The organism is Nocardia sp. KT25-26, assembly GCF_056627695.1.
The window spans coordinates 240,199-256,902 of record NZ_CM152813.1 but is presented as its reverse complement, the minus strand read 5'-3'; the positions used below and the strand labels follow the sequence as shown (position 1 = coordinate 256,902).

Annotated in this window: 15 protein-coding genes; 11 read left to right on the top strand and 4 right to left on the bottom strand. The window is 69.5% G+C overall.

What is annotated here, in order from left to right:
• The first annotated feature begins 42 nt into the window (after window positions 1–42).
• From AC1HFH_RS01225 to AC1HFH_RS01175, 11 genes are read left to right on the top strand one after another with little or no spacing between them, the layout of a single operon-like run.
• Entirely contained in the window at window positions 43–1,059 is a 1,017-nt protein-coding gene (locus AC1HFH_RS01225) for a fatty acid desaturase (protein ID WP_480245585.1), read from the top strand.
• Window positions 1,050–1,880 (top strand): methyltransferase family protein, encoded by an 831-nt coding sequence (locus AC1HFH_RS01220; RefSeq protein ID WP_480245584.1) that lies wholly within the window; start codon window positions 1,050–1,052, stop codon window positions 1,878–1,880. Before AC1HFH_RS01225 ends, AC1HFH_RS01220 begins: the two co-directional genes overlap by 10 nt.
• Window positions 1,877–2,851, top strand: a complete 975-nt coding sequence (gene mvk / locus AC1HFH_RS01215; protein WP_480245583.1) for a mevalonate kinase — start codon at window positions 1,877–1,879, stop codon at window positions 2,849–2,851. The genes AC1HFH_RS01220 and mvk overlap by 4 nt, the downstream gene beginning before the upstream one ends.
• Entirely contained in the window at window positions 2,848–3,888 is a 1,041-nt protein-coding gene (gene mvaD / locus AC1HFH_RS01210; protein WP_480245582.1) for a diphosphomevalonate decarboxylase, read from the top strand. Before mvk ends, mvaD begins: the two co-directional genes overlap by 4 nt.
• Window positions 3,885–4,982 carry a phosphomevalonate kinase gene (locus tag AC1HFH_RS01205; protein WP_480245581.1) on the top strand — a complete coding sequence of 366 codons (1,098 nt, stop codon included), beginning with the start codon at window positions 3,885–3,887 and terminating at the stop codon, window positions 4,980–4,982. Before mvaD ends, AC1HFH_RS01205 begins: the two co-directional genes overlap by 4 nt.
• Window positions 4,979–6,067: a type 2 isopentenyl-diphosphate Delta-isomerase gene (gene fni, locus AC1HFH_RS01200; RefSeq protein ID WP_480245580.1), complete on the top strand. Its 1,089-nt coding sequence runs from the start codon at window positions 4,979–4,981 to the stop codon at window positions 6,065–6,067. Before AC1HFH_RS01205 ends, fni begins: the two co-directional genes overlap by 4 nt.
• The gene (locus AC1HFH_RS01195; RefSeq protein WP_480245579.1) at window positions 6,064–7,122 is read left to right on the top strand and encodes a hydroxymethylglutaryl-CoA reductase; all 1,059 of its coding nucleotides are present in this window, start codon (window positions 6,064–6,066) and stop codon (window positions 7,120–7,122) included. Before fni ends, AC1HFH_RS01195 begins: the two co-directional genes overlap by 4 nt.
• Window positions 7,119–8,291, top strand: a complete 1,173-nt coding sequence (locus AC1HFH_RS01190) for a hydroxymethylglutaryl-CoA synthase (RefSeq protein ID WP_480245578.1) — start codon at window positions 7,119–7,121, stop codon at window positions 8,289–8,291. Before AC1HFH_RS01195 ends, AC1HFH_RS01190 begins: the two co-directional genes overlap by 4 nt.
• Window positions 8,292–8,299: 8 nt before the next feature.
• Window positions 8,300–9,787: a flavin-containing monooxygenase gene (locus tag AC1HFH_RS01185; protein WP_480245577.1), complete on the top strand. Its 1,488-nt coding sequence runs from the start codon at window positions 8,300–8,302 to the stop codon at window positions 9,785–9,787.
• A gap of 13 nt (window positions 9,788–9,800) precedes the next feature.
• The gene (locus tag AC1HFH_RS01180; protein ID WP_480245576.1) at window positions 9,801–10,517 is read left to right on the top strand and encodes an ABC transporter ATP-binding protein; all 717 of its coding nucleotides are present in this window, start codon (window positions 9,801–9,803) and stop codon (window positions 10,515–10,517) included.
• On the top strand, window positions 10,514–13,006 hold the full coding sequence (locus tag AC1HFH_RS01175; RefSeq protein WP_480245575.1) for an FtsX-like permease family protein: 2,493 nt from the start codon (window positions 10,514–10,516) through the stop codon (window positions 13,004–13,006). Before AC1HFH_RS01180 ends, AC1HFH_RS01175 begins: the two co-directional genes overlap by 4 nt.
• An 83-nt stretch (window positions 13,007–13,089) precedes the next feature.
• On the opposite strand, the gene AC1HFH_RS01170 is transcribed toward AC1HFH_RS01175, so the two are convergent.
• The 4 genes from AC1HFH_RS01170 to AC1HFH_RS01155 form a co-directional block, all read right to left on the bottom strand.
• Window positions 13,090–13,593, bottom strand: coding sequence for a ribonuclease H family protein (locus AC1HFH_RS01170; RefSeq protein WP_480245574.1), 504 nt, complete (start codon window positions 13,591–13,593; stop codon window positions 13,090–13,092).
• A gap of 10 nt (window positions 13,594–13,603) precedes the next feature.
• Window positions 13,604–14,080: an SRPBCC family protein gene (locus tag AC1HFH_RS01165; protein WP_480245573.1), complete on the bottom strand. Its 477-nt coding sequence runs from the start codon at window positions 14,078–14,080 to the stop codon at window positions 13,604–13,606.
• 122 nt (window positions 14,081–14,202) lie between these two features.
• On the bottom strand, window positions 14,203–15,402 hold the full coding sequence (gene lhgO, locus AC1HFH_RS01160; protein ID WP_480245572.1) for an L-2-hydroxyglutarate oxidase: 1,200 nt from the start codon (window positions 15,400–15,402) through the stop codon (window positions 14,203–14,205).
• Window positions 15,399–16,193: a hypothetical protein gene (locus AC1HFH_RS01155; RefSeq protein WP_480245571.1), complete on the bottom strand. Its 795-nt coding sequence runs from the start codon at window positions 16,191–16,193 to the stop codon at window positions 15,399–15,401. The genes lhgO and AC1HFH_RS01155 overlap by 4 nt, the downstream gene beginning before the upstream one ends.
• Window positions 16,194–16,704 lie beyond the last annotated feature (511 nt).

Below are 16,704 nucleotides of genomic sequence, written 5' to 3'. Positions count from 1 at the left end.
GCCCCCGGCCGTCCTGGTCACCACGCAACCGAGGAGTCAGACATGACCGACGTCAAACCTCATTCGAGCCCGGGGTCGCCCGGCGGCACCGCTGAGCGCGACCCCTTCAGCAAACGGGTGCTCAAACTGGAGCATCCGGCCAACATCGGGCCGCTGCTGCACATCGTCGGCTGGGTCGCCGTGCTGGCTTTCGGCCTGTTCGTCCCGGCGGCGACCAACTGGTACCTCGCGGTGCCGTTGATCGTGTTGCTGACACTGCTCAGCTTCTCGCTGACGATCGGCGTCCTGCACATGCACACGCACCGGCCGCTGTTCGTGTCGAAGCCGATGAACCGGTTCGTCGACGTGATGTGCTGCATGCCCGCCAGCCTGACCGCGGCCGAGATGCGTGAGGTGCACATCCTCAACCATCACCGGTTCAACGACGGCCCCGGCGACATCACGTCCACCGAAGGGATGGAACGCGGGCTGCCGGCCGTCTGGTACTGGATCCGCTACGGCACCATCGTCAAGAAGTTCACTCTGCAGAAGTTGTTCGCTTCCGATGTCTCGGACAAGCGCCGTCAGCGACGCAACCAGTTCATCTTCGACTTCACATTGTTCTTCGTGCTGCTGGGCGGGCTGCTGGCGGTCGCCGACGGCATGCGGGTGCTGCTGTTCTTCGGGATCCCGTTCCTGGCGACCCAGCTGAACTCCGGCTACTTCGCCTGGCTGACCCACGCGCCGGCCCGGGTCTTCGAAGACGATCCGAGCCGTTCGCTGAACACCGCGGGCAACTGGCTGAACTTCTTCATCTTCAACCAGGGCTACCACAGCGTGCACCATCGCTACCCCGGTGTGCACTGGAGCCAGATCCCGGACAAGCTCGACTTCATGCGCGATGTCGAGCCGGGCGTCATCGTGCCGTACTGGATGACCTTCAACTCGGCCTGGCGCCTGGTCAAGAAGGACGGCTTCCTCACCGAGGCCTACGGCACCCGCTGGAAGGCCAAGCTGGAGAAGCGGATCGAGGGACGCGGTACCCGGCTGCGGATGCTGCCCTGGTTCGCATGGATCTGATCACGCCGCGCCAGGCCCGGGACGTGCTGGCCGACCGCCGCCGGCTCGTCCCGTTCCTGCTCGCCTTCGCCGGTTACGCCTTCACCGGCCTGACCGTTCCGCTGTTCCTGCTGTTCGCCGGCGGCTGGTGGTTGCCGAAGACGGTCGATTCGGATCCGATGCTGTCCACCGGGCCGGCGATCGCGGTCGACATCGCGCTGATGGCCTTGTTCGGGCTGCAGCATTCGGGGATGTCGAGGCCGGCGTTCAAGGACTTCATCACCCGGTGGGTGCCTCCGGCGTTGGAGCGCACCGTGTACGTGGTCATGGCCAGCCTGGCGGTGTGGCTGCTCTGCCTGGCCTGGCAGCCGCTGCCGCAGGAGATCTGGTCGCTGTCCGGCACGGCCGGCATCGTCCTGGACGCCGGATTCTGGCTCGGGTTCGTGCTGGTGTACGCGGCGACTCTGCTGCTGGACCACTTCCACCTGCTCGGGCTGAGCCAGGCATACCGGCACTACCTGATCCAGGTGCCCGATCCGACCGCCGACCGGTTGCAGGTGCACGGGCCGTACCGGTTCGTGCGGCATCCGCTGATGACCGGCTTGCTGCTGAGTTTCTGGTGCGCGAGCACCCTCACCGCGGGCCACCTGTTGTTCGCGGCCGGGCTGACCGGCTACATCCTGCTGGGCACCGTCCTGGAGGAAAAGGATCTTCGGGCCCGGTTCGGGGCGGCCTACCGGGAGTACGCCACCCGGGTCCCGGCCTTCTTTCCGTCCCCGTTGGGCAGTTCCCTGCGGGCCCGCCTGTACGGGGCCCGGCGACGGCGATCGGCCGGCGAGTGAACACCCTCGGTGGCCCGGCCGCGGTGGCCGGTGTGGGCACGGGACGCACTCATGGGAAGGCGATTCTGCTGGGGGAACACACCGTCGTGCACGGCACCGCGGCGATCGCCTTCCCGCTTCCCGAGCTGCCGGTGATCGCGCACGCGGCCGGTTTCCGGGGCGGTGCCGACCGGCCCGACGAGGTCACCCGGTTCGTGGCGGGGGCGGTTCCGGCCGACCCGGCCGAGCTGTCCGGTCCGCGAGTCGCGGTGGACGCCGCGCTGCGCCGGTGGGGTGCCGCGGGCGAAGCCGTCGAGGTGACCGTCGACTGTGCGGTTCCGCAGGCTCGGGGCCTGGGTTCCAGCGCGGCCGTGGCAGGTGCGGCGGTGCGTGCCGTGGCCGACTATCTCGGACAGGACCCCGATCTCGACACCCTGTACGAGCTGGTGCAGTGCGGTGAACAGCACGCGCACGGCCGTGCCAGCGGGGTGGATGCCGCGGGGACGCTCGCCACCGGGCCGATCCGGTTCGCGGCCGGTGCCGGGCATCCGATACCGGTGGACCTGGAAGCGGCGCTGGTGCTCGCCGATACCGGCATCGCGGGTGACACCAAGCAGGCGGTCGCCGCGGTACGCGAGCGGCTGGCCCGGGAGCCGCGGGCGGCGCGGCGGCTGCTGGCCCGGGCCGCGGACATCGTCGATACCGCGGCCGACCGGCTGGCCGCCGGTGCGCTGGGGCCGCTGGGCCGGTCGCTGACGGATTTCCAGGAAGTCCTCACCGAACTCGGGGTCGGTACCGCCCCCATCGAGGCATTGGTGCACGCCGCCGGCGAGGCGGGCGCCGCCGGGGCGAAGCTCACCGGTGCCGGTCTCGGGGGCTGCGTGCTCGCCCTCACCGAGCCCGGTCCGGCCGCGGAACGGGTGGCGCAGCAGATGCGCCGGGCCGGCGCCGTACAGACCTGGATCGTTTCGACCCGAAAGGTACAGCCATGACCGAGCCCACCACCGCGGTGGCCTCCGGAGTCCGGCTCGCGGACGAGCCGGCCACCGCGGTCGCGCACCCGAATATCGCGCTGGTGAAGTACTGGGGCAAGCGCGATGAGTCGATGTTCCTGCCGGTGGCCGGCAGTCTTTCGATGACCCTGGACATCTATCCGACCACCACCACCGTGCACCTGATCGACGGCCCTGCCGATCAGGTGCAGCTGGATGGCCGGGAATGCACCGGAAGTGCGTACATCCGGGTCACCCGGTTCCTGGACCTGGTCCGGGAGCGGGCGGGCCGCACCGAACGAGCGTCGGTGGTCTCGGCGAACGCCGGGCCGACAGGGGCCGGCCTGGCCTCCTCGGCCAGCGGTTTCGCAGCGCTGGCTACCGCGGCGGCGGCCGCCTACGGGCTGCCGGGCGAGCCGCGGGAGCTGTCCCGGCTGGCCCGGCGCGGGTCCGGATCGGCGAGCCGGTCGATCTTCGGCCGGTTCGCGGTGTGGCATGCGGGTACCGGCTCCGGTGCCGACGGCGACCGGAGTTCCTACGCGGAGCCGGTGGACGGCGCGGCGCTGGATCCCGCCCTCGTGGTGGCGATGGTCGATGCCGGGCCCAAGGAGGTGTCGAGCCGGGAAGCGATGCGCCGCACCATGGCTACCTCTCCGTTCTACCGGCCCTGGGCGGAGTCCACCGAGGTCGACCTGCGGGAGATGCGGTCCGCCATCGCCGCCGGTGATCTGCCCTTGGTCGGCGAGATCGCCGAACGCAACGCCCTGGGCATGCATGCGAGCATGCTCGCGGCCCGCCCGGCGATCCGCTACCTCTCCTCGCATTCGATCGCGGTCCTGGACCGGGTGCAGCGGCTGCGCGCCGACGGGATCACCGCGTACTCGACCATCGATGCCGGCCCGAATGTCACCGTGCTGTGCCAACGCAGCGACGCCCCGGATATCGCCGCGGCGCTGCAGGGTATCGGCGATTTCGTCGACACCCGGACGGCGCTGCCCGGGCCGGGCGCGATGCTGGTCGACGGTGCGAGCCGATGATCAGCCGCCGTGCCCCGGGCAAGCTCTTCGTCGCCGGTGAGTACGCCGTCGTCGAGCCCGGGCAGGGCGCGGTGCTGGTGGCGGTCGACCGGTACGTGACCGCTACGGTCACCGACGCGACCGGCGATACGACCTTCGAATCGGACCTGGACGGCGGGGTGAGGCTGGCCTGTCACCGCGTGGGCGCCGAATTGGTGCCGCGGACCCCGGACGGCAAGCCGCCGAATTCGTTCGCCTACGTCTTCGCCGCAGCCGCGATCATCGACCGACTGCTGGCCGAACGGCAGATCCGGCCCCGGCCGTACCGGCTGACGTTGCGCAGCGAACTGGTCGACGAGGACGGCCGCAAGCTCGGGCTCGGTTCGAGCGCCGCGGTCACCGCGGCGACCGTGGCTGCCCTGGACGCCCACCACCGGCTCGAACTGCGTCCCATGGACCGGTACCGGCTCGCGCTGCTGGCCACCGGAACCGTCGCCCCTCGGGCCTCCGGGGGTGATCTGGCGGCGAGCACCTGGGGTGGCTGGCTGGCTTATCGGTCCCCCGACCGCCGATGGGCGGCCGAACTGTGTGCCACCCACGGTGTCGAGGCGGCGCTACAGGAATCCTGGCCGGGGCTGGCGGTGCGAGCCCTGCCGTCCCCGACGCGGTTGCAGATGCAGGTGGGCTGGACCGGGCAACCGGCATCGACACCGGGCCTGGTCGCCGGACTGGCCGCGGGACCGCGTGCACCCGGCGCCGACCCGGCCTTTCTGGCCGAGAGCGCGGATTGCGTCCAAGCGCTCACCGCGGCGGTACAGGCCGACGACCCGGCCGGGATCGAGTCCGCGATCTCCCGGGCCGGTGCCCTGCTCGAGGAACTGGATGGCCGGGCCGGGCTCGGCATCATGACCCCGCGCCTGCGGTCGCTGTGCCGGTCCAGTGCCGCGGTAGGCGCCGTGGCCAAACCTTCGGGTGCCGGTGGCGGCGACTGCGGCATCGCCTTCCTCGACCCCCGGCGCACCGAGGCCGTCCGGGAACTCCGGCGGCGGTGGGCCGAGGCGGAGATCCGCCCGCTGTCGCTGCGGGTCTCCCCCAACGAAACGGAGCGCCGATGACCGGCAACCGCAAAGACGACCATGTCCGGCACGCAGTGGAACAGCACCGCCCCGGTATCGACCGCAACCCCTTCGACGAGGTCGACTTCGTGCATCATGCCCTCGCCGGGATAGACCAGGAGGACGTCCGGCTCGATGTCGAGGTGGCCGGGAAACGCTGGGCTACTCCACTGTTCATCAATGCGATGACCGGTGGCAGCGCGGCGACCGGCGAGATCAACCGCGGATTGGCGATCGTGGCCCGCGAGACCGGAATCCCGATCGCCTCCGGCTCGATGAGTGCCTTTCTCCGGGATCCCTCGCTGGTCGGCACGTTCCGGGTGCTGCGCGAGGAGAATCCGCACGGGTACGTGCTGGCCAATGTCAACGCCACCGCCACCCCCGATCAGGCGCGCCGGGTGATCGACCTGCTGGAGGCGGATGCCCTGCAGATCCATCTCAACTCGGTCCAGGAGATCGTGATGCCCGAAGGGGACCGGTCGTTCCGGTCCTGGCCGGGACGGATCGCCGAAATCACTGCTGCCGTACCGGTTCCGGTGTTCGTCAAGGAGGTCGGGTTCGGGCTGAGCCGGCCCACCGTTTCCTGGCTGCGGGATGCCGGTGTTGCGGTGGCCGATGTCGGCGGGCGCGGCGGCACCAACTTCGCCCGGATCGAGAACGACCGCCGCCCGGCCGCGGACTTCTCCTTCCTCGAGCATTGGGGTCAGTCCACGCCCGCCTGCCTGCTCGACTGCGCCGGCCTGACCGGAATCGACGTCATCGCCTCCGGCGGCATCCGGTCACCGCTGGACATGGCCCGGGCCCTGGCCCTGGGTGCCACCGCAACCGGTGTCGCGGGCCGGTTCCTGGAGACCCTGGTCGACCGGGGCACCGACGCCCTGATCGAAACGGTGTCCACCTGGCTCGACCAGCTGCGGCAGATCATGACCGTCCTGGGTGCACCGACACCGGCGGATCTGGCCGGCAGCGATCTGCTGATCACCGGAAGTGTCGAGAACTTCTGCCGGCTGCGCGGTATCGACGCGGCCGCCTTTGCCCATCGGAACCTCTGGTGGAACGAATCGGAGAGAAAGAACCGCCCATGAACGACATGACCCATGCGGCAGTGCCGCTGCGTTGGGTGGGTCCGGTGCGTATTACCGGAAACACCGTCGACGACGCCCTCGAAGTGCCGCTGGCCACCTACGAGTCGCCGCTGTGGCCCTCGGTCGGGCGGGGCGCACGGATGTCCACGTTGACCGAACGCGGCATCGTGGCCACCCTGGTCGACAGCCGGATGACCCGCTCGATCCTGCTGGAAGCCGACGACGCCCATACGGCCCACCAGGCGGTCACCCGGCTGGCCGGCCGATTCGACGAACTGCGTTCGGTGGCCGCGGGCAGCAGCCGGTTCGCGCAGCTCATCGACATGCATCGGCAGATCGCCGGAAACCTGCTGTTCCTGCGGTTCGAGTTCACCACCGGTGACGCCTCCGGCCACAACATGGTCACGCTGGCCTGCGACAAGCTGATGGACCACATCCTGGCGACCGTGCCCGGGCTGCGCTACGTCTCGATCTCGGGCAACTACTGCACCGACAAGAAGGCGACGGCAGTCAACGGGATCCTGGGCCGGGGCAAGAACGTCGTCACCGAAATCCTGCTCCCCCGCGAGATCGTCGAGAACCGGCTGCGGACCACTGCCGCCCGGGTGGTGGAGCTGAACATCCGGAAGAACCTGATCGGCACCCTGCTGGCCGGCGGGATCCGGTCGGCGAACGCGCATTACGCGAACATGCTGCTGGCCTTCTATCTGGCCACCGGCCAGGACGCGGCGAACATCGTCGAGGGCTCGCAGGGCATCACCCACGCCGAGGACCGGGACGGCGACCTGTACTTCTCCTGCACGCTGCCCAACATCATCGTCGGCACGGTCGGCAACGGGAAGCACGCGGACTTCGTCGAAGCGAATCTGCGGCGGCTCGGCTGCCGGGCGGACCGCCCCGCCGGGGCCAACGCCGACCGGCTCGCGGTGATCGCCGCGGCCACCGTCCTCTGCGGCGAGCTGTCGCTGATGGCGGCACAGACCAACAGCGGTGAGCTGATGCGCACCCACACCCAACTGGAACGGACCGCGGAAAGCAACGGAGTGCTGAAGTGACCACAACGCCGGTCGGAATCCATGACCTTTCCTTCGCCACCACGCATTACGCCCTGGACCACGCGGTGCTCGCCGAGCGCCTGGGCGTGGACCCGGACAAGTTCTACCTGGGCATCGGCCAGGAGAAGATGAGCGTCGCCGCCGCGGACGAGGACATCGTCACCATCGCGGCCGCCGCGGCGCGGCCGATTCTGCAGCGGCACGGTGCCGAGAACATCCGCACCGTACTGCTGGCCACCGAGAGCAGTGTGGACCAGTCCAAGGCCGCCGGCCTCTATCTGCACCCGCTGATCGGCCTGCCCAACACCGCCCGCATCGTCGAACTCAAACAGGCCTGCTACGGCGGCACCGCGGGCCTGCAGTTCGCCGCGGGTCTGATCAGCCGGGATCCGTCGCAGCAGGTGCTGGTGATCGCGACCGATATCGCCAAGTACGAGCTGGATACGCCCGGTGAACCGACCCAGGGCGCGGCCGCCGTCGCCATGCTGGTCCGCGCCGATCCGGCGATTCTGCAACTGGACCCGTACTCCGGGCTCTACAGCGCCGACATCATGGACTTCTGGCGGCCGAACTACCGGTCCGAGGCCGTGGTGGACGGTAAGACCTCGGTGAACGCCTATCAGAAGGCCACCCAGGAGGCGTGGACCGACTATCAGCGCAACGGTGGCCGTGATCTCGGTGACTTCGCCGCATTCTGCTACCACCAGCCGTTCACCAAGATGGCCTACAAGGCGCACCGGCATCTGCTGGAGAGCCAGGGACACTCCGCGGCGGCGGAGGAGATCGACGCGGCGATCCGGGAGACCACGATCTACAACCGCACCGTCGGCAACAGCTACACCGCCTCGCTTTATCTCGGGCTGGCTTCGCTGCTCGATCACGCCGACGACCTCACCGGCAGGCCGCTGGCCCTGATCAGCTACGGCTCCGGCAGCGTCGCCGAATTCTTCAGCGGGGTCGTGCAACCCGGCTACCGGGCGCAGCTGCGCACCGACGAGTGCCGGGCGGCCATCGAATCCCGGGTGCTGCTCGACTACGAGCACTATCGCGCGCTGCACGAGGCGCAGCCGGCAACCGACGGTCGGTACCACCCGCTGCCCGAGGAGACCGAGCGGCCGTTCCGGCTGGCCGCGGTCTCCGGCCACAAGCGAATCTACGAGAGCCGGTGAGGCGCACCATGGGACGACAGAACGAGGCCGACGAGGTCCGGCACACCCGGGTACTGATCGTCGGCAGCGGACTCTCCGGGCTCGGCGTGGCCATCCAGCTGAGCCGTGCCGGGCACGACGACTTCCTGGTGCTCGAACGCAGCAACGAGGTCGGCGGGACCTGGCGGGACAACACCTATCCCGGCGCCGCCTGCGACGTTCCGTCCCAGCTGTATTCGTACTCGTTCGCGCTCAACCCGGAGTGGACCCGGTCCTTCCCGCCGCAGCGGGAGATCCAGGACTACATCTGCCGGACCGCCGACCGGTTCGGGGTTCGCGACCGGCACATCTTCGACTGCGAAATGCAGAGCGCCGAATGGGTCGACTCAGCTGGCCACTGGGATGTGCGGACCTCCCACGGCCGGTTCACCGCCGATGCCGTGGTGTCCGCGGCGGGTCCACTCTGTGAACCGAACCTGCCGGACATCAAGGGGTTCGCCGAGTTCGAGGGCAAGGTGTTCCACTCCTCGCGCTGGGATCACGACTACGACCTGACCGGGAAACGGGTGGCCGTGATCGGGACCGGCGCATCCGCGATCCAGATCGTGCCGTCGATCGCCCCGGACACCGCGCAGCTCGACGTGTATCAGCGGACCGCACCCTGGGTACTGCCGCATATGGGCCGCCGGTACCTGCTGCCGGAGCGGCTCGCCTACAAGTATGTGCCCGGTCTGCAGCGCCTGGTGCGGGGCGCCATCTACACCCTGCGGGAGGGTTTCGTCTTCAGTCAGGCCAAGTACCCGGCGCTCGCAGCGGTGTACGAGTTCATCGCGCGCACCCAGCTGTGGCTGCAGGTCCGGGACCGGGAGCTGCGCACGAAGCTGACCCCCGGCTATCGCCTCGGCTGCAAGCGGATGCTGATCTCGAACAAGTACCTCCCGGCGCTGACCCGGGACAACGTCGACCTGGTCACCGACGGGATCGCCGAGGTCCGGGCGAACTCGATCGTCACGACGGACGGCACCGAGCGTGCGGTGGATGCCATCGTCGTGTGCACCGGGTTCCATGTGACCGATTCGCCGAACTGGGACCGCTACATCGGCCGCGGCGGCCGGACGGCCACCGAGGGGATGGCGGCCGAGGGTGCGCTCGGCTACAAGGGGACGGTCATGCCCGAGTTTCCGAACCTGTTCGTGATGCTCGGGCCGAACTCGGGCCTGAACTACACCTCGCTGATCTACGTCATCGAATCGCAGATCCGCTACATCGTCGAGGCCATCGGCACGATGCAACGGCAGCGGCTGCAATCGGTGGAGGTCCGGGAAGACGTTGCGCGCGAATACAATCGCGCGATCCAGCAGAAGATGACCCGCGCCGTGTGGGGCGGCTGCCGGAGCTGGTTCCTGGACGGCAACGGGGTCAACACCATCCTCTGGCCCGATTTCAGCTTCCGTTTCCGGCGGCAGCTCCGGGAATTCGACGTAGATTCCTACGAAACCAAGGTCCGTGCAGGCTGAGGGGAGCGACCACATGCCGGAAACCGAAGCGTCGGTGCCGATGCTGGAGCTCGTCGATATAGTCAAGGAGTACCGGATCGGCGATCAGACGGTGCGCGCGCTCGATTCGGTGAGCCTGCGCATCGAACCGGGCGAACTCACCGCCGTCGTCGGGCCCTCGGGATCGGGAAAGAGCACGCTGCTGCATCTGCTCGGTGCCCTGGACCGGCCGGATTCCGGGTCGATCCGGTTCCAGGGCAGCGAGATCGGCGGGCTCGGCGAAGAACGGCAATCGGCCTTCCGGCTGGAGCAGGTCGGATTCGTCTTCCAGTTCTTCAATCTGATGCCCACCCTGTCGGCCTGGGAGAACGTGGCCGTGCCGAAGCTGCTGGACGGCACCGGTCTGCGCCGGGCCCGGCCCCGGGCGATGGAGCTGCTGGATCTGGTGGGACTGGCCGACCGTGCCGAACATCGGCCCGCGGAACTGTCCGGCGGGCAGATGCAGCGGGTCGCGGTGGCGCGCGCATTGATCATGGACCCGCCGCTGATCCTGGCCGACGAGCCGACCGGAAACCTGGACTCCAAGACCGGTGCCGCAATCCTGGAACTTCTGCAGAACATTCCGGCGGCCGGCCGCTCGGTGGTGATGGTGACCCATGACATGGGTGCGGTCGAGCACTGCGACCGGACGGTGACGCTGCGGGACGGCCGGATCGGCGCCGACGACCGGCCTGCGGCGGCGGTTCGATGATCGCGGCGTTCTGGGGTCGATTACGGCTGTTCAACCTGGATGAGCTGATCCGGCATCCGGGCCGGACCTTCCTGTCCATGGCGGTCATGTCGGTATCGGCGGCATTGCTGGTCGCGGTGCTGAGCCTGTCCGCTTCGGTGACCGGTTCGATGGATCGCCTCACCGAAGGACTCAGCGGTGATGCGGTGCTGGAGGTTTCCGGAATCACCGACTCCGGTTTCGACGCCGAACTGTTGCCCGCGATCGCCGGAACGCCCGGAGTAGCAGTCGCCGCCCCGATGGTGCGCACCGCCGTCGGGTCGGGAGCCGATCGGGCACTGCTGCTCGGTGTCGACACCCGCGCCGGTGAACTGGGCGGTGCCCTGTCCGGTTCGGTGGCCGGTCGGGCCACCGAACTGCTGACCGTCCGCAACGGCGTATTCACCGGGGCCGCCATGGGATACGGCGAGGGTGCCCAGTTCCCGCTCGGCTCCGGGACGGTGACGGTGGCGGGCGTGCTGCCCGCCGCGGACACCGACCGCCTCAACGGCGGGCATATCGTCGTGGCACCGCTGGGTCTGGCGCAGCAGCTGACCGACCGGCCGGGCCGGCTCGATTCGGTCCAGATCACCGCGGCGCCGGGTACCGAGGTGGAGCGGCTGCGCGACCGGCTCACCGCGGTGGTGGACGGGCGGGCGGTCGTCGCCGAACCCAGTCTGCGCAGCGCCCGGGCCGGCGGCGCGGTGCAGATCGTCCGCTATTCCACGTTGATGTCCTCGGTCGCCGCATTGATCGTTTCCGGCTTCCTGGTCTACAACGCGATGAGCATGGCGGTGACGCAGCGCCGCCCGGCCTTGTCGCTGCTGCGTGCCCTGGGCGGCCGCCGCGGGCCGTTGGTGCGCGGGCTGCTGATCGAGGCCGCCCTGGTCTCATTGGCCGGTGCCGCGGTCGGTGCGGTCATCGGCATCCTGATCGGCCGGGTGGCGATCGGCCAATTGCCGGCCGCGCTGGTGCAATCGATCGAATCGCGCACCGAGTTCGTACTGCCCGGGTACGCCATCCCGGCCGCGCTGCTCGGTTGTGTGGTCGCGGGCGTCTGTGCGGCCGGGCTGGCGGCCCGGCAGGTGTACAAGGTGGCACCGGTGGAAGCTCTGGCACCGGTGGATGTCGCCGATATCCAGGTGGCGAATCCGCTGCTGCGCCGGTTGTCGCTGGTCGCGGGTGTGTTGCTGGCCGTGGTCGCGGTGGCGGTCGCGGCGAACGACTTCGGCCGGCTCTCGCTGGGCGCCATCGCATTGGCCTTCACAGCCGCACTGCTGATCTGCTTCGCCGCTACCGGGCCGATCGTGCGGGCCGCGGCCCGGATCACCCGGCTGCTGGGTTCGCCCGGTGTGCTGGGCGCGACCACGCTGGAGCGGGCGCCCCGGCGGGTCTGGGCCACCACGATGACCGTGACGATCGGTGTCGCCGCAATTGTGGCAGTGGGTGGTGCGTCGGCGAACATGGTCGACTCCGCCACGGACTCGTTCCGCGGCCTCGGCGAACCCGACCTGTACCTCAGCACGGTCTCCGCGGAACAGTTCCCGACCGGCCCGGCGCTTCCGGAGGACCTGGCCGACCAGGTCGCCGAGGTGCCCGGGGTGGCGCTCGTGCAGCCGGGACAGATGGCCTTCGCCGCGCTCGGGTCGGGGCGGGTGCTGCTGCAGGGATATTCGGCGGATCGGCGGGAGGAGCGGCTGGCGGCGGTGGACGCCGACGTCCTGGCCCGGCTGGACCGCGGCGAAGGGGTGGTGATCAGCCGGGATGTGGCCCGCACCCTCGACCTGTCGGTCGGCGACCGGGTGCGTCTGCCCACCCCGACCGGGATGCGCGAGACGCAGGTCCTGCAGGTGGTGCCGTACTTCTCGGTGATCGCCGGGGTGGTGATGATGAACCTGGACCAGATGCGTGAGTGGTACGAACGGCCCGGTGAGACCCTGATCTCCGTGCAGTTCGCTCCCGACGCCGACCCGGCCGCCGTCCGGGCCGCGGTGCAGGAGCTGGTCCCGGCCTCGATCCACGTCGATACCGGGGCGGACATGATCGCGGCGATTTCGTCCAGCCTGGAGCAGGGCGCCGCGATGAGCCGGACGATCCTGTGGATCGTGGTGCTGGTCGCGACCGTCGCCTTGCTCAATACCCTGATGCTCTCGGTACTGGAGCGGCGCCGGGAACTCGGGGTGTTGCGGGCGATGGGGACGAACCGCAAGTTCCTGCTGCGGTCGGTGCTCGCCGAGGCCGTCGGGATCGCGACGCTGGGTGCCGGACTGGGCCTGCTGGTCGGCCTGGCGGTGCAGTACCTGGCCACGCTGGCGATGGGGCATGCGATGACGATCGACATCGGGTACCGGCCCAGTCCGGTATTGCTCGGGTATGCGGCCGCCGCGACCGCCCTGGCTCTGGCCGGTGCGGTTCCGCCGGCACTGCGGGCGGCCCGGATGCCGATCATCGCGGCGCTCGCGGCGGACTGAGCGTAAGTGCGAACGCCTCCGGCAGTGGCATGCCACCGCCGGAGGCGTTCTTTCGTACGGACCGACCCCGGTCGCGCCGGATCTCAGAAGAGCGTGAGCGCTTCTTCGGCCGGTGCGACCGACTTCCCCGCGGTCCGTGGTTCGGAATCGGCCGGTGCCGCGGCGGCGGCGCGGGCGGCCGCACCGGCCAGCGTGTCGGCCTGTTCGTTGTAGTAGTTGCCGACATGTCCGCGCACCCAGCGGAACCGGACCGGGCCCGTCCGCATGGTGATGGCCCGGTCGATCTGCTTGATGATCTCGACGTTCTTCACCGCTCCGCCGGTCGAGGTGCGCCAGCCGTTGCGCCGCCAGCCGGTGATCCACTCAGAGGCGCATTTGATCGCATAGCGCGAATCGCTCTCGATCAGCATCGGCTCCCCGCCCGGATGCGCCCGGATCGCCTCGAGCACCGCCTGTAGTTCCGCGATCTGATTGGTACCGCTCGCCGCGCCGCCGCTGTCGGTCGGGCCGTGGTGGTTGACCCAGGCCCAGCCGATCGCGCCGCCGGGATTTCGCAGGCAGGATCCGTCGGTGCTGACGATGATCATGGGCCGCACCCTACGCGATCCGGCTGACAAGGTCGCTGCCGTGGAACTCCTCGATCTCGCGGCGCAGCGCTGCCTGGATTCGGCGCAGCACCGCGCGGGCCAGTGCCTCCCGGAGCCGGTCACGCAGCCCGGCCAGCAGACCGGAGGTCCTGGGATAGTCGAGTTCGGTGGTCAGTACCGAGCTGCCGTGGCCGAGCGGATCGAACCGGACGGTGACCGTGCCCGCGATCAGGAGGCCCCGAAAGGCGTACCCGATCGCGACATTGTGCCGGTACTCGGTGATCTCGCACGTCAGGTCCGGTTGCAGCACGCCGAGTAGCCGGGTCTTCGCCGCATAGCGGGCACCGGGGCCGTGGGCGGGTTCGCCGATGGCCTCGATCGCGGTGATCCCGTACATCCAGTGCGGGAGGAAGCCGATATTGTCGGTGTAGGAGAAGGCGACTTCTACCGGTGCTCCCACGTCACTGGCGTATCTGATGTGGCCCATCGGCCCTCCTGTTCCGAATCGGCTTAAAAGTACTACAGCTCTCCTATTTATTGTGGGGTTGTCCGGAATTTCGCTGGTGACCAGCGTGGCGGGGTGCCGGGAGGTTGCGGACGGGCGCCGGCTCAGGAGGCGACGAGCTGGTCGGCGATGTGTTCGGCGATCGGCATCGCCGAGGTGGCGGCCGGCGACGGCGCGTTGAGCACGTGCACCGAACGGGCCGTGCGTTCGATCAGGAAATCGTGCACCAGCGTGCCGTCCCGCAGGACGGCCTGTGCCCGGATGCCCGCCTCCCGGGGCAGCAGATCGGCCGCCGTCAGCTCCGGACAGTAGCGGCGGCACTCGGCGAGGTAGCCACGCTTGAACAACGAGTTGCGCAGCTCGCGCACACCGGTGCGCAGATGGGTTGCCGCCACCCGGTGCAGGCCCGGGAAGGTCAGCATGTCACCGATATCACGCAGGTCCACGCTGCCCTTGCGATAGCCCTCGCGGGACCCGCCCAGTACCGCGTTCGGGCCGACGGTCAGATCGCCGTCGATGGTCGGGCTCAGATGGACGCCGAGGAACGGCAGGGCCGGATCGGGGATCGGGTAGATCAGGGTCTGTACCAGGCCGGTGCGATGTGTCGGGAGCCGGTAGTACTCGCCGCGGAACGGTACGATCCGGAAACCGGTGCGGATTCCGGCGATTCGTGCCATCCGATCGGCCTGCAGCCCCGCACAGACCACCAGGTGATCGGCCGTCCAGGTCCCGGCCGGGCCGGAGACAGTCACCGCGTCGGCCGCCTCGACGATCTCGGTGACCGGCGCCCCGAAGACCAGGCGCCCGCCCGCCGCACGTACCTGCCCGGCCAGTTCTCCGGTGATCCGGCGGAAGTCGACGATGCCGGTTCCGGGTACGAAAAGCGCACCCACCCCGGCGATCCGGGGTTCACGCCGACGCAGTTCGCCCGCATCGAGAAGTTCCACCTCGACCCCGTTGGCCACCGAGCGGTCGTACAGCGCCAGCATGCGTAGATACTCGTCGGAATCGGTGGCGACGAGCAGCTTTCCACACACCCGGAACGGAATAGCGTGCGCCGCAGCGAATTCCTTCGTCCATCGGGCGCCCGCCCGGCACAACCGGGCCTTCATGCTGTCCGGCGGGTAGTAGATCCCGGAATGGATGACACCGCTGTTGTGGCCGGTCTGATGGGTGGCCGGGGCGCCGGCCTTCTCCAGCAGCACCAGGCTTGCCCCCGGATGCCGGTGCAGGATCTGCCACGCCGTCGCGACGCCGACGATCCCGGCGCCGATTACGCAGAAGTCGAACCGCTCCGTGTTCACGCGGTGACGGCCGGGCCTCGGGTGCCGCTCGGTTCAGCCGGTGCATCGGGTGTCGGGCCGAACCGGACCGGCGTGCCGGATTCCGGGCCGGACTGGGCCGGTGCACCGGATTCCGGCCCGGACCACGTCGGAGCTTCGGTCTCGGCCGGCGTGCCGGAGTCCAGGCCCGGCTCGGCCGATGCGGGTTCTCCGGCGCCGGGCACCGTCCGGCTCTCCAGCCGCAGGGTTCGTTCGCCGATGGCCGGGTCGCTGATCACCAGGGTGATCGCCCGCTGCGCCGGGTCCACCTCGGTACGCAGTTCGGTGACCCCCGGATTCTGCGTGTCGGCCCGGCCCAGGTACCCGTCCAGACGTTCCGAGGGCAGGACCTCGGTCAAGGCGGTCAGCACATTGGTGTCCACCGTGAAGGTGACGGTATCCGCCGGAGTCGGGGCCAGCTGCGCGCCGACGTAGGTGGTGCCGAGCCGGAGCCGGCCGTGTACGCCGGGGGTTCGCTCCGGCTCGTCGGCCGGTACGTCGGCCGACGGTGCGGGCAACACCGCGGCCTGGTAGCCGACCCCACGCAGCGGCAGCCGGTATCCGTCGCCGGTCAGGGCAGCCGGGGTCGCCGGGTGGTGATTGCCGGGGAAAACCGGCGGCTCGGGCGCAGCCAGCACATCCGGCAACGCGGGCCGCTCGGGCATGTGATTGACGATATAGGCGCCTGCGGCGACGGTGAGGCACAGGCTGGCGGTGCCCGCCAGAATCGTTGCGGCATGACGCACGGCCTGTGCAGGACGATGTGCGGTCACGATGCGTTTCCTCTCCCTCTCCCCTGCGGGCGGCTCGGTGGCGTGGACCCGCACCGTTGGAAGTCGCACGCATGTCCAGGTTAGGGGGTCGGCCGCCGGTCGACGCTACGCCCGTGACCAGTGACACATGCCCCCGCGGGTGTCGATCAATGTCCGGCGATGCTGGTGAGACCGGATGTTTCCGGAATGTTTCCCGCTGTTGCTGTGGGGTACACCACAAGGGCAGGCGGGTGTCATTCTCGGCTGCCGGGCCTGGTGTGCCGGCCGGGCCGGCGCCCTCCGCGGCGAAACCCGGCCAACGGCGTCCGGGCAGTCGATCAGCTCGGCCACGACGTCTGGCGCCCGCCTGCCTGTGTTCAATTTGCCGAGCTTCGCCGGGCCGGAACGTCGCTCGTAAGACTCGCTCCGTGCGGGGTTGCGTCGGTGTCGATGTCCGGGCTCGTCGTACGCCGAGAGGTGGGCCTGGTGGTGCGGGATCGCTGAGCTTCCGCCTTCGGAGCACCGTGTGGTC

Coding starts and splice junctions, on each gene's coding strand:
- AC1HFH_RS01225 (WP_480245585.1), top strand. CDS start 43: ATGACCGACGTCAAACCTCATTCGAGCCCGGGGTCGCCCGGCGGCACC.
- AC1HFH_RS01220 (WP_480245584.1), top strand. CDS start 1,050: ATGGATCTGATCACGCCGCGCCAGGCCCGGGACGTGCTGGCCGACCGC.
- mvaD (WP_480245582.1), top strand. CDS start 2,848: ATGACCGAGCCCACCACCGCGGTGGCCTCCGGAGTCCGGCTCGCGGAC.
- AC1HFH_RS01205 (WP_480245581.1), top strand. CDS start 3,885: ATGATCAGCCGCCGTGCCCCGGGCAAGCTCTTCGTCGCCGGTGAGTAC.
- fni (WP_480245580.1), top strand. CDS start 4,979: ATGACCGGCAACCGCAAAGACGACCATGTCCGGCACGCAGTGGAACAG.
- AC1HFH_RS01195 (WP_480245579.1), top strand. CDS start 6,064: ATGAACGACATGACCCATGCGGCAGTGCCGCTGCGTTGGGTGGGTCCG.
- AC1HFH_RS01185 (WP_480245577.1), top strand. CDS start 8,300: ATGGGACGACAGAACGAGGCCGACGAGGTCCGGCACACCCGGGTACTG.
- AC1HFH_RS01180 (WP_480245576.1), top strand. CDS start 9,801: ATGCCGGAAACCGAAGCGTCGGTGCCGATGCTGGAGCTCGTCGATATA.
- AC1HFH_RS01175 (WP_480245575.1), top strand. CDS start 10,514: ATGATCGCGGCGTTCTGGGGTCGATTACGGCTGTTCAACCTGGATGAG.
- AC1HFH_RS01170 (WP_480245574.1), bottom strand. CDS start 13,593: ATGATCATCGTCAGCACCGACGGATCCTGCCTGCGAAATCCCGGCGGC.
- AC1HFH_RS01165 (WP_480245573.1), bottom strand. CDS start 14,080: ATGGGCCACATCAGATACGCCAGTGACGTGGGAGCACCGGTAGAAGTC.